Origin of the sequence: Pontibacter sp. SGAir0037 (assembly GCF_005491705.1) — a bacterium.
Classification (GTDB): Bacteria; Bacteroidota; Bacteroidia; order Cytophagales; family Hymenobacteraceae; genus Pontibacter.
Genome location: NZ_CP028092.1, coordinates 3,883,252 through 3,895,693 on the forward strand (window position 1 = coordinate 3,883,252; position 12,442 = coordinate 3,895,693).

At 46.2% G+C, this 12,442-nt stretch carries 10 protein-coding genes; 3 read left to right on the top strand and 7 right to left on the bottom strand.

Annotation, left to right across the window (positions count from 1 at the left end; all coding sequences use genetic code 11):
- Positions 1-47 precede the first annotated feature (47 nt).
- The 6 genes from C1N53_RS15925 to C1N53_RS15950 form a co-directional block, all read right to left on the bottom strand.
- Positions 48-746: a LytTR family DNA-binding domain-containing protein gene (locus C1N53_RS15925; protein WP_137760256.1), complete on the bottom strand. Its 699-nt coding sequence runs from the start codon at positions 744-746 to the stop codon at positions 48-50.
- Between the two features lie 120 nt (positions 747-866).
- Positions 867-1,985 carry a sensor histidine kinase gene (locus tag C1N53_RS15930; RefSeq protein ID WP_137760257.1) on the bottom strand — a complete coding sequence of 373 codons (1,119 nt, stop codon included), beginning with the start codon at positions 1,983-1,985 and terminating at the stop codon, positions 867-869.
- Positions 1,986-2,174: 189 nt separating this feature from the next.
- Complete coding sequence (locus C1N53_RS15935) at positions 2,175-2,981, bottom strand: SDR family oxidoreductase (RefSeq protein WP_137760258.1); 807 nt, start codon at positions 2,979-2,981, stop codon at positions 2,175-2,177.
- 135 nt (positions 2,982-3,116) lie between these two features.
- Positions 3,117-4,097, bottom strand: a complete 981-nt coding sequence (locus C1N53_RS15940; RefSeq protein WP_137760259.1) for a N(4)-(beta-N-acetylglucosaminyl)-L-asparaginase — start codon at positions 4,095-4,097, stop codon at positions 3,117-3,119.
- A gap of 125 nt (positions 4,098-4,222) precedes the next feature.
- Positions 4,223-4,993 (bottom strand): copper homeostasis protein CutC, encoded by a 771-nt coding sequence (locus C1N53_RS15945; RefSeq protein ID WP_206077581.1) that lies wholly within the window; start codon positions 4,991-4,993, stop codon positions 4,223-4,225.
- A 25-nt stretch (positions 4,994-5,018) separates the two neighbouring features.
- Positions 5,019-5,477, bottom strand: coding sequence for a DinB family protein (locus C1N53_RS15950; RefSeq protein ID WP_137760260.1), 459 nt, complete (start codon positions 5,475-5,477; stop codon positions 5,019-5,021).
- A gap of 185 nt (positions 5,478-5,662) precedes the next feature.
- Between C1N53_RS15950 and C1N53_RS15955 the strand changes: the two genes are divergently transcribed.
- Positions 5,663-7,363, top strand: coding sequence for a PQQ-dependent sugar dehydrogenase (locus C1N53_RS15955; protein WP_137760261.1), 1,701 nt, complete (start codon positions 5,663-5,665; stop codon positions 7,361-7,363).
- Positions 7,364-7,365: 2 nt separating this feature from the next.
- Positions 7,366-7,992 carry a hypothetical protein gene (locus tag C1N53_RS15960; protein ID WP_137760262.1) on the top strand — a complete coding sequence of 209 codons (627 nt, stop codon included), beginning with the start codon at positions 7,366-7,368 and terminating at the stop codon, positions 7,990-7,992.
- Between the two features lie 22 nt (positions 7,993-8,014).
- Here C1N53_RS15960 and C1N53_RS15965 read toward each other — a convergent pair whose 3' ends face one another.
- Complete coding sequence (locus C1N53_RS15965; RefSeq protein WP_137760263.1) at positions 8,015-8,485, bottom strand: hypothetical protein; 471 nt, start codon at positions 8,483-8,485, stop codon at positions 8,015-8,017.
- Between the two features lie 466 nt (positions 8,486-8,951).
- Here C1N53_RS15965 and mfd point away from each other — a divergent pair, with 466 nt between their 5' ends.
- The gene (gene mfd / locus C1N53_RS15970) at positions 8,952-12,317 is read left to right on the top strand and encodes a transcription-repair coupling factor (protein ID WP_137760264.1); all 3,366 of its coding nucleotides are present in this window, start codon (positions 8,952-8,954) and stop codon (positions 12,315-12,317) included.
- Positions 12,318-12,442 lie beyond the last annotated feature (125 nt).

Here is a 12,442-nt window from a genome sequence, read left to right on the forward strand (position 1 = left end):
CTGATAAAGTAAGAGAAAATACCTGAAAAAATATAATTCCAGAATAATTAAAACTTGAAAACAGAGGTCAGACCCTCCCGGTAAGTCCGGCCTATCGGAATTTCTGTGCCGGCTATGCGCACCTGGTAGCTCTCTATAATATCGATATGCGGCAACGCCACCACATAAGATTTATGTACTCTGACAAACCTGTCGGCAGGAAGAGTGCTTTGCACTTCGCTTAAGCTATTTAATGTGGCTACTTTTTTATCTTTGGTAACAAACGTTACATAATTGCCCGAAGCCTCCAGGTATAGAATTTCTTCCAGTTTCAGTTGATATGTTTGCACGCCACTTTTCACCAGTATAGTTTCTCCTTTGTTACTACCTGTATCTTTCTGCGGCCTGCCTTTCAGTTTAAGCAAGGTAGCCGCTTTATTTACTGCCTTTAAAAACTTCTGAAAATCGATAGGCTTGAGCAGGTAACCAGCCGCTTCCCAATCATAGCTCTCTACAGCGTATTCGGAGTAAGCCGTGGTAAATATTACCAGCGGAGGCTGCTGCTGTGCCTTCAAAAACTCAATACCTGTCAGGTCGGGCATGTTAATATCCAGGAAAACAAGATCTACCTGCTCCTGCTGCAAATATGCCAAGGCATCGATGCTGCTCCTGAAAGTTTGCGCCAACTGCACAGAAGGCACCTTAGCAGCATAATGTGCTATCACGGCAAGCGCTTTCGGTTCATCATCTATGGCAATGCATTTCATATTTGCGGTAAATTAGAAATCATAAATTAAGTTGTAAAATCTCTGTCCGAAAAACGCCGTGCTCCTGGGATCAATAAACCAAAGTTAATGTCTAAGCTCAAAACTCTAAATTCTTTTCCCTTATTGAAGTGCTGTTATAGCTACCTGTGTTTTCTGGAGTTCCAGTCGCAAAACAGTTTTGTAGATATTGTTTTCCTCAGTAATAGAGAGGTTATGGCGACCAGGGTACTGTAGTTGCAGCAATTTTTTAACGTGCTCCAGGCCAAAACCGGCATGTTTTACCGCAGCAGTTTTGTTCTGCCGGTAAATAGTATTTTCTACAGTAAAGAAAAGCTCACTTTCAGTGATTCTTAGCTCAATGAGGATATACGACTCCTGTTTCAGGCTTACCCCGTGCTTAAACGCATTCTCTACAAAGTTGATGAGCAGCATAGGCGAAATACGCACTTGTTGCCTGTCTCCCTCCACATCAAAGCGAATAGTGATTTCTTCCTCGCCTGAAAACCTTAGTTTCTGCAGCTTAATGTAGTTTTCTATATACTCTACCTCCCGCTGCAGCTCGATAAAGGGCACATGGCTTTCATAGATAGAATAGCGCATCAGGTGCGTAAGCTGTGCTATACTTTCGGCCAGTTCATCGGCATTCTTTTCTATTGCCATCGAGAAAAGGTTGTTAAGCGTATTAAACAGAAAGTGCGGGTTCACCTGATTTTTCAGCAGCGCCAGCTCTGCCGCCGTCACATCAAGCTTCTGCAAGCCCTCTTTATCCAGAAGCCACTGTTTGGAAGCCCAGTAGGCATACGAAGCCAGTAAAACAGCCAGGTACACAAAGAAACCATCAGAGACTGGTGAGTAATCAAACCTGATGTAATAGTCTTCCGACAGCATGTTGAGCATACTGTTGGTGCCCCAGGTAAACATCAGCACCTCAATGGTGAAGCACCACCCTAAGCTCACCAGCAATGGCAGCAGGTACTTCCGCTGATAGCCGGAAGCCCTGTACCTGGGGAAAATAAGCAATATGTTTACATAGAAAAAGATTGCCTTGAAAACAAGCAGCAGGAAATAATGCAGCAACTGCTTTTTGTGCAGGCTGGAGAAAATACCAAAATCAGCGAGATATGGGTCGTGTATAAACTCGGTTCTTGTTTTAAAGTAAATAAGCAAGGCAACCACAAACCAGAAAGTAAGGTGAAGCAACAGCTCCACGTGCTTTCGCAGAAACGATAACTTTTTCATAGATACAGGCAGGTTTTAATTCAAAGCTACCACTCTCTCTAAGATATTCTGCATTTGGTTTACAAACAACTTGTTTTTGCATGTGAATGGCTGAAATATCACAAGGCGAGCCTCTGCTGCTACACCGGGTATCAGCCTATAAGAATGCCCCAACCGGCACTGGCTGGGGCACTGTTTCCGGAGGTATTTTTACTCTTTATCGCTCTTGTCGGTTGGTGCGGCTTGCTTATGCATTGTTTCAGCTACCATACTATCCGGCATTACCTTAGTAGCACCTACCATAGCTTTGTTCTTGAGGCCCGATATAATCTCCAGTTTACCGGCCATTAAAGCCTCATACCCATCTCTGGCCACTTTAGCCGGATCAGCCAGGTCTCCGTCCTGCACTATTTTAGATTCTTCCATACTTGCTTTCGAGAAGAATTCAGTGTCAGTAGGACCAGGAAGCAGTTTAGTGATGGTGATGTTAGTGTCTTTTAGCTCGTTCTGAATAGACTCTGTAAAAGTAGTAACAAAGGCTTTAGTGCCATGATATACAGCCTGAAGAGGACCGGGCATTTCGCCTGCGACAGATGTTACCATCAGAATTTTACCTTCGTTGCGGGCTACCATTTCCTGCAGGAAACACTTCGTCAGCACCAGGTAAGCGCCGATGTTCAACTGCAGCATATCCAGCTCTTTGTTAATATCGGTTTTTATAAACTCACCATACTCTCCCTGTGCCGCATCGTTTACCAGCACATCTACCCGAATACCTTTTGACTTCACCTCCTCATACACCTCAAAAGGCGCTTCTCTTTTAAACAGGTCTTTCGAGATAGTTGTTACCTCTATTCTAAACTGCTGCTGTAGCTCTGTGGCTGTTTTAGAAAGCTGATCTTCGCTGCGAGCTACTATAATTAAGTTATACTTGTTCTCTGCAAATATTCTGGCCAGTTCATAGCCAATGCCTTCGGTTGCACCTGTTATCAGGGCATACTTTTGTCCATTTTCCATAGTCGTTAGGTATTGTATGTTATAACTTTATACTTAACGACTTTAACTATTTCTTGTTCAAACGGAAACGCGGTATAAAGTATAACCTAACAGAAAGGATGTAAAGCGCACCAAAGCATGAGCAAGCACATCAGTTTACCTGGTATAACTACTGGAGTCTATCAGCTGGTTTGTTTTGCCATCGTGCACCGCATAGTTAAAGCCCGGATGGATGCAGTAAGAGCCATACTCTCCCTGCTTATTCAGCGCCAGGTAACCTACCTGCAAATCTTTATAATTCTTCTGCTTTCTAACAATGCGGTTCACAGCCTCTTCACATGCTTTTTGTGGTGGATACCCCTGCCGCATCAGCTCCACTACCAGGTGACTGCCAACTGTTTTCATTACGGCTTCTCCCAGACCAGTGGCACAGGCACCCCCCACCTCGTTGTCTACAAACAGAGCGGCTCCTATAATAGGAGAATCGCCTACACGGCCATGCATTTTCCAGGCAGCACCACTGGTGGTACAGGCGCCAGACATATTACCTGCTTCATCCAGGGCCAGCATACTAATCGTGTCGTGGTTTTCTATATTGATAACAGGCTTATAGTTGGCAGTTTTAAGCCACTCTTTCCAGGCCTTCTCTGCTTCTTTTGTAAGCAGATTTTGCTTTTTAAAGCCCTGGCTTAAGGCAAACTGCTGCGCGCCCTCTCCTACCAGCATCACATGCGGTGTTTTTTCCATTACCAAACGTGCCACCGAAATCGGGTGCATGATGTTCTGCAAAAAAGCCACCGAGCCGCAATTCCCTTCTTCATCCATAATACAGGCATCCAGCGTTACCTTTCCCTCCCTGTCTGGCCAGCCGCCATACCCTACGGTAGTTACCTTCGGATCAGCCTCTGTTACCCGTACTCCTGCCTCTACTGCATCCAGGGCACGGCCTTTTGCCTGCAGCACCTTCCAGGCGGCCTCGTTAGCGGCCAGTCCATGGTTCCATGTGGAAATTACAAGTGGCTTTTTAGGAGCTTTAGCGGTAAGCGGGCCGGCTACAGTGCTTAACAAGGGTGCCACACCAGATAAAAAGGTGGTGCTTAGTAAAGACTTTATAAGAAATTTTCTTCTGCTGGACATTATGGATGTAATTAGAAACTAAAAATTAGAAATTATGCTTTAAAAAGCAAACAGAAGCATAAAGCTTATCAAGTATAGCTGCTTCCTGGTTACAGTTAACTTAAATAAACTTCTTGCCTGAAATTCTAATCGGCTATTAGCCCGGTAAGTTTGGCTATTTTTTCGGCATCGGCCACAAAGCGTGTGTACTCAGGCAGGCGCAGGTCGCCTCCCATAAACACATGTTCCTGCCTGTACTCCATACTGCTTTCCACACGTCTGCGGCCAGACAAGTGCACATCCTGCACACCTGTCTCCTGCAGTATACGCCGCACATTTCGCTCCGAAACGCCTCCTCCGGCCATGATCCTGATTCTACCCTGAGCAACCTGCACCAGCTGTTTCAGCAATGGGATTCCCTCTACAGCACTTCTTTCCTGGCCGCTCGTTAAAATCAAATCGATGCCAAGCGCTATACTATCTTCCAAAGCCTGCAACGGGTTCGGCGTCATGTCAAATGCCCGGTGTAAAGTCACTTTCATGGGCCTGGCCAGCTCTACAAGCCTGGCCATACGTTTCTTATCGATGTGCCCGTCTGGCTGCAAAACACCTATCACCACGCCATCTGCGCCCAAGTCTTTTGCCAGCTGCAGGTCGTAACATATACTTTCAAACTCTGAGTCAGAATAGCAAAAGTCACCCCCACGAGGCCGCAGAATAACATGCAACCCAATGCTGATGTTCTTCCTGGCCTCCCGTATGATACCTGCACTTGGCGTTGTTCCTCCTTCAAACAGGTTTGCACATAGTTCTACTCTTGTAGCACCGCCTGCCTGGGCAGCGATACAGGATTCTACTGAATCAACGCAAATTTCGACCGCAACACTTTCAGCCATAGCTCCTGGTATATTATTCATTACAAATGATGTGTTTCTACTATTTTTACAGCACCAGCTTTCGGAGTGCCATCGCATATCCCAGGTGCAAGCCATCATGCATCGAAATGGCTTTTACAGCATCTCCGGTATTAGATATTTCTATACCCATACTTGTAGTGATAGGTGAATAACTTGTGAAGAGACCACTTTCAAAATCTTTAGCTGTCTGCTCTACTGTACTGAGCAGGTATTGTTTCAGCACTTCAACTTCCTCGGCGCTTACAGATACTGCTGGCCTTGTTCCTTTTCTGTATTTAACAATATACTCCTCCGCTATAAGTGGCTTTTGCCCGGCAAGCGTATAACATAGCGACTGCTGTGTAGAAATAATGTGCCCAAAATTCCAGATGATATTGTTGTTAAAACCTGCAGGAACATGGTTTAACTGTTCCAATGTAAGATGATTTACCAGCTGCAGAAAATTATTTCTGGCACCCCTGATTATAGCAAAAACATGTTCCATACTATTCATTTTTTTCAACTGGTAAAACTATAGCATTTAAAGGTAATTCCTACACCAGAACCTATATCCGGATGCAAAGATTATCATACCCAATCAGGAATTATTTTGAACAACCTAATTTCAGATTTGAAGTTAAACAAGAGGCTTCCTTTACAGGAGAATTGTGTTGCTAGATCTTGTTGTTTATGTACTCGAAGTATCTTCTTTTTATTTGCCTGTTTACATGGGCTCGTATCACCGTTGTTGCTCAAACTATTACTGGCCCTCAAGGAGAGCAATTCAAAGCAAAGGTAGTTGCCAAAGGTTTAAGCGATCCGTGGGAAATTACGTATGGCCCCGATAATCATTTATGGGTAACCGAGGCAAAAGGCTATCGTGTGAGCCGCATAAACCCCGAAAACGGGAAAAAAACAGTTATACTTGATCTGGGTACAGAAAAGAACTTCCCGAGATACGATAAAATGCCGGAAGAGCTAAGCGAGGGAAAGCCCTGGCCTCAAGGTGGCTTAATGGGGCTTGCCCTGCATCCGCAACTTCTTCATGGCAAACCTTACGTGTACCTGGCCTACATTTATCGTTTCGAGGGTGCTGATGAGAAAGGAGAAGGTTGTGACACAAAATATGGAGGCTGTTTCTTTAAAACTAAACTGGTACGCTACGAATATGATCTACAGCAGCAAAAGCTTCACAAACCCTTTGTTCTCTGCGACTCTGTTCCGGGCAGCAACGATCATAACTCCGGGCGTTTACTTATTGCTCCCGTAGATGGCAAAGATTACCTTTTTTACACGGTGGGTGATATGGGAGCAGGACAATTTAAAAATGCAGGTCGTGAAAACAATGCTCAGAATATCAACAAGTATGAAGGAAAAATTCTGAGGTTTAACTTGGAGCCCGATAAAGATACCGGCAAGCTCGACAGATGGATTCCAGACGACAATCCTTTTACCGCGAACGGTCAGAATGCCGTCTGGAGCTACGGGCACCGCAATGCACAGGGATTAGCTTATGCAATAGCAGGAAATAGCGGCCGCATCTATACAGCAGAACATGGCCCGTTTGGCGACGATGAGATCAACATTATTGAGAAAGGTAAAAACTATGGGCACCCACTGGTAATCGGGTACAACGATGGCAACTACAACGGCTTGGCCGCCGGCGTTACCAGCCACCAATACCTGCCTGGGAAATGGCATACAACTTATCCTTTTATTCAATCGGAAGCAGCCAATGTTAAAGCGATCGGTACAGAAAACTACAAAGATCCTATTTACAGCTTTTATCCAGCTTCTAATTCGGTTCTTACAGCCCTTCTAACTAAGAGCAGGCAAAGCGAAGATGCCAAACCTGAATGGCCCGCCCTTGCTCCCAGCAGCATAAGTGTGTATACTGCTTCGGCTATACCTGGCTGGCAAAACTCCTTACTGATAACAAGCCTGAAAGAGAAACGGCTGGTTCGCCTGAAATTAAATGCTTCCGGCAACGGTGTTACAGGCGATACTCTCACGTACTTTAAAGCACCTGCCCGTTACCGAGACTTGGCCTTCTCTCCTGATGGGCGCAGCATTTATTTAGCGATAGATAGCGCTGAGACTTCTTCAGGTCCGTCAGAAGAGTCGGAGGAGCAGCAGAGCCAATGCAGCGGCTGTATTATTTCATATACTTACCAGGCTGCAGCCGGGGAACAGCATGCATGGCAGGAAGTCAGGGCGCTGGTTCAGCACATGGACCGGAAAAAACAACGTGCTGTAAGAACCAGGCTTTCTCCTGCACAGTGGCCAACATTCGACCTGCTGCTAAAACCTGCGCTAACGCCAAAAGAAGAAAAGCAGCTGCAACAGGCCGCGGCGGAGCTACTGGAGGAGCTAAAATATAAGAGCCAATGATCATGAAAAAACACCTTTTCATAATTTTTGCAGGTTTGCTAACAGTTGCCTGCCAGCCTGAAAGACAAGAAGCAGACACCTCGGCTACTGCACCGGAAACAAAAACCACACAAGCTCCTGCACAGAGCCAAGGCTCTACTCCAGATCAGTTGATACGACCCGGGAAAGGTATAGGCAAAATCTCTGTAAACGACAGAGCAGAAACTGTTTTCGCCACCTTAGGGCAGCCCGACGGTGGTGATGCAGCGATGGGCAAGGCCTGGTCTATTTGGTACTCCAAAGCCCCAAACAGCACAACCGACACTACTCGTTATAGCACTTCGGTTTTCACCTCCAGGCAAATGGGTGTGGGCGACGAAGCAAACATGGTAAAGCAGGCCAGGGTTACGTCTCCTTTTTTCAGAACAGAAGAAGGCATACAGGTTGGAGCTACACTCCCGCAAATTTCTGAGCAGTTTCCGGATATGAAACAAGCACCAAATCAGGATTTAGAGGAGCGAAACAGCATCATATATGATGATGTGAAACGCGGCATTGCTTTTGAGATAAACGAGGAGCAGGTATGTACCGCCATTACGGTTCATCCTCCCGGTGAGGAAGTAACAGCCATTTATATTGGGATGCCATAATAATTGTTGATTATGACCTTTATCATCTGGTTAGGTCCCTTACCTCAACCTCTAAATCTTTTGCCATTTGCTGAAGCTTTTGCAGCGCCTTGGCTTTATCTGCTTCCTGCACGACAGCAAACTTTACCCCATCACTTAATTGAATGAATCCATCAAAACAATAAGTATGCGTTGTAGTGGAGGAGCCTCTGCTTTGCATCGTTCTGGTATACCTGTTTTTCTTCAGATAAAGGCAATCTACTCCAGGAAACGGTTTTTCTTCGGCAATAAGATTTCCTGCTATACTATAGCCAGCACGATACAAGCCGCCATACAAATCAAACTCTACCTGCCTCGCCAGTATGAAGGGGATAAAGCCCAATACCAGTAGAACTATTCCAAAATAAGAAGTATGAATCGTAACATAGACTCCAGCCGCAAACATCACAACACCTATTAATTTAACGGTAGCATCGGGTGAATCTGTGGTGTAACGAAGTACTGATTTCTTCATGAGTTAATTTTATACTTTTAATATCAAGCCGCTTTTTCGGATTTGCAATCCGAAGACAACTATTATCATAATTTGTAATCCACTTTTATATTCTTGCTACAGCAATTTTGCCACACCTGAAGCCATCCATCGCCTTTGAAGGTCGGATTGCAAATCCGGAAGAACGGATGAGCGGGCAAGCAGAAAACAACTGTTTCCCCTATTCATAATTCATAATTTCTAATTCTTAATTGCCGCAGGCATTTCACAACCTCCTCCCCCTCCTTTCTGTTCTGATAAAACATTTTCTTATAGTATCTTTGTATAAGAACTATAAAAGGCAAAGCATCCTAAAACTTGGTCGCCAAGTATAACACGTTGGACAGTGATATAATATATTACTGCGTAAAAAGTCTAATATGTAGCGCCTGTTGTTTAACATCCAAACAGGTGCTTGTGCCTTAGTAAAACCAGGAACTGAATTACTTTGAAAGTTAAAGATTTCTTAGAACTGTACCGCCTCGACAGCGTGGTGCAAACCATTGCTGAACGGCTGAAGGCTGATACGAAATACCGCCTGCAATTAAAAGGCTTGTCTGGCAGTCTGGATGCTGTAATAGCCTCGGCAGTTTATACCATAAATCCGAAGCACCAACTTTTTGTACTACACGACAGAGAGGAGGCTGCCTATTTTTTTACCGATATCAAGAACCTGCTCGGCGACGAGAAGGATATCCTGCTTTTCCCGACTTCATACAAGCGGCCTTACAGCTTCGACGAAACCGAGAATGCTAATATCCTGATGCGGGCTGAGGTGCTTAACCGGCTCAACCAGAAATCGAGCAAAGGCGAACTAATTGTAACTTACCCGGAAGCGCTAACCGAAAAAGTGATTAACAGAAAATCACTGGTAGAAAACACACTGGGTGCCAAGGAAGGCGAGAAACTGGATGTAAACTTTCTGAGCGAGATGCTGGCAGAGTATGGCTTCGAGCGTACTGAGTTCGTGTATGAAGCTGGCCAGTATGCCGTGCGCGGTGGTATTGTGGATGTATACTCTTATGCCAATGACCTGCCGTATCGCATCGAGCTTTTTGGCGATGAAATAGAGAGCATTCGGACCTTCGATCCGGAAACACAGCTTTCGGTGGAGGCCAAGAAAGCTATTTCCATTATTCCAAACGTACAAACCAAGTTGCTCCAGGAAACGCGTGAAGCTTTCCTGGACTTCCTGCCCGACAATACCAACATCTGGTTTAAAGATGTGCGGCAGACACTCGATGTGATTGAGGAATATTTTGACAAAGCGTCGCATGCTTTTGAGAAGATGCTGGCTGGCAGCGGTGGCACTCAGATTGTGTCTGACCCTGAACAGCTGTTCCAGACACAGAAACAGTTTAAGCAGCTGCTCGAAAACTATAATGTGGTGGAAATGGGCAAACGTTTTCATTTCCGTACCGCCGAGGTTATGCAACTACAGTCTAAGCCTCAGCCCTCTTTCAACAAAGATTTTAAACGTCTGGTGAAGGACCTGCACGAGCAGCAAGGCGCAGGTTTCGTGAACGTAATCGCTACCGATTCGCCACGCCAGATCAACCGCCTCACCATGATTTTTGATGAGTTGGACCACGATGTGCGGTTTCAGCACCTGCCCATCTCCTTACGTGAAGGCTTCATAGATCAGACGCTGAAAGTTACCTGCTATACCGACCACCAGTTATTCGACCGTTTTTACCAGCACAAAGCCAAAGAAGGGCATTCTAAGTCGAAGGCGATGACGCTGAAAGAGCTGCGCTCGCTGCAGCCCGGCGACTACGTAACCCACACCGACTATGGCATCGGTCGCTTTGCCGGCCTGGAGAAGGTGGAAGTAGGCGGGCGTATGCAGGAGGCAATCAGGCTGGTATACCGCGACGATGACTTGCTTTATGTGAGCATCCATGCGCTGCACAAAATAAGCAAGTACAGCGGCAAAGAAGGCGGCCCGCCCAGTATGAGCAAGTTGGGTTCGCCGGAGTGGGAGAACAAGAAGAAGAAGGTTAAGAGCAAAGTTAAAGACATAGCACATGAGCTCATCAGCCTGTATGCCAAGCGAAAAGCTGCACCGGGCTATGCTTTCAGCCGTGATGGCTTTCTGCAGGCAGAGCTGGAATCGTCGTTTATTTACGAAGACACACCGGACCAGGGCAAGGCAACCGAAGATGTAAAGGCCGATATGGAACAGCCACACCCGATGGACCGCCTGGTGTGTGGCGATGTGGGCTTTGGTAAGACAGAGGTCGCCATCCGTGCCGCCTTTAAGGCCGCCTGCGATGGAAAACAGGTGGCTGTGCTGGTGCCCACCACTATTCTGGCTATGCAGCATTTCCGAACCTTCCGCGACAGGTTAGAGCAGTTCCCGATTACGGTAGACTACATTAACCGCTTTAAAACCGCCAAAGACACTAAAGAAACCCTTAAGCGTGTAGCAGAAGGCAAGGTAGATATCTTGATTGGCACACACCGCATTGTGAGCAAAGATGTGAAGTTTAAGGATCTTGGCCTCATGATTATAGACGAAGAGCAGAAGTTCGGTGTAAAAACAAAGGACAAGCTGAAAGAAATGAAGGTAAATGTGGACACGCTTACGCTAACAGCCACGCCTATACCTCGTACACTGCACTTCTCGCTAATGGGAGCCCGCGACCTTTCTGTAATAGCCACACCACCACCGAACCGCCAGCCTGTAAAAACAGAACTACATGTGTTCGACGAAGCACTTATTCGTGATGCCGTTGTGCATGAGATGAAACGGGGCGGACAGGTGTTCTTTGTGCACAACCGCATTAAAGACATCGAAGAAGTAGCCGGTATGATCCTGCGCCTCGTGCCTGACTGCAAAGTAACCTACGCACACGGGCAAATGGACCCTGAGAAGCTGGAGAAACGCATGATGAAGTTTGTAAACGGCGACTACGACGTGCTGGTATCTACCAATATCATAGAATCAGGGCTTGACATCGAGAATGCCAATACCATTATCATTAACCGCGCGCACATGTTCGGACTTTCCGACCTGCACCAGATGCGCGGGCGTGTTGGCCGTTCCAATAAAAAGGCTTATTGCTACCTCCTGACACCACCTGTAGCCGGTCTGCCTTCTGATGCCCGCAAGCGCCTGAGCACTCTAGAGGAATTCTCCGATCTTGGGGAAGGTTTTAAAATTGCGATGCGCGACCTCGACATTCGTGGGGCAGGCAACCTGCTGGGCGGCGAACAAAGTGGCTTTATTACCGACCTCGGCTTTGAAATGTACCACCAGGTGCTCGACGATGCCATCAAAGAACTGAAAGAAACAGAATTCAGGGAGCTGTTCCTGGGCGATAACCTGGAGCAGTTCATAGAGCCGGTGCGGGAGTGTAATATCGAAACAGATATGGAGGTGCTGATACCGGAAAGCTATGTCGGTAACATTTCTGAACGCCTGAACCTTTACAGCAAGCTCGATAGCACCAAAGACCTACAGGAGCTGGAAAAGCTGCAAAACAGCATCATAGACCGCTTTGGCCCGCTGCCGGAGGAGGTACAAAAGCTGATTGAGATTGTTAAACTACGCTGGCAGGCACAGCAGCTTGGTTTCGAGAAGCTCACCATCAAAAAAGAAGTGATGAAGGGCTACCTGCCTTCCGAGAACAACGATGCTTATTTTCAGTCAGAAGTATTTGGCAATATCCTGAAGTATGTGCAGCAACATTCACGACGCTCACGCCTGAAGGAAGCTAAGAATAAGCTTATTGTTATTGTAGAAGACATCCGCAATATAAAAGACGCCAAAGAAGTATTTGAAGGCTTAGGGGTGGAAGCAGTTGCCTGATTTTTTCCTTTCCGGGAAATAAAAATTTATTAAAACCATACAGCTGGCATGCGTATATTACACGTTTCGGATTTGAACGAGGGGTAAAACGTGCTGGCTGGTGTTTTCTTCGGAAAAGCAGAAGG

Excerpts from the sequence above, each read along its gene's own strand:
- C1N53_RS15925 (WP_137760256.1), bottom strand. The coding sequence starts at position 746 with ATGAAATGCATTGCCATAGATGATGAACCGAAAGCGCTTGCCGTGATA.
- C1N53_RS15930 (WP_137760257.1), bottom strand. The coding sequence starts at position 1,985 with ATGAAAAAGTTATCGTTTCTGCGAAAGCACGTGGAGCTGTTGCTTCAC.
- C1N53_RS15935 (WP_137760258.1), bottom strand. The coding sequence starts at position 2,981 with ATGGAAAATGGACAAAAGTATGCCCTGATAACAGGTGCAACCGAAGGC.
- C1N53_RS15940 (WP_137760259.1), bottom strand. The coding sequence starts at position 4,097 with ATGTCCAGCAGAAGAAAATTTCTTATAAAGTCTTTACTAAGCACCACC.
- C1N53_RS15945 (WP_206077581.1), bottom strand. The coding sequence starts at position 4,993 with ATGAATAATATACCAGGAGCTATGGCTGAAAGTGTTGCGGTCGAAATT.
- C1N53_RS15950 (WP_137760260.1), bottom strand. The coding sequence starts at position 5,477 with ATGGAACATGTTTTTGCTATAATCAGGGGTGCCAGAAATAATTTTCTG.
- C1N53_RS15955 (WP_137760261.1), top strand. The coding sequence starts at position 5,663 with ATGTACTCGAAGTATCTTCTTTTTATTTGCCTGTTTACATGGGCTCGT.
- C1N53_RS15960 (WP_137760262.1), top strand. The coding sequence starts at position 7,366 with ATGAAAAAACACCTTTTCATAATTTTTGCAGGTTTGCTAACAGTTGCC.
- C1N53_RS15965 (WP_137760263.1), bottom strand. The coding sequence starts at position 8,485 with ATGAAGAAATCAGTACTTCGTTACACCACAGATTCACCCGATGCTACC.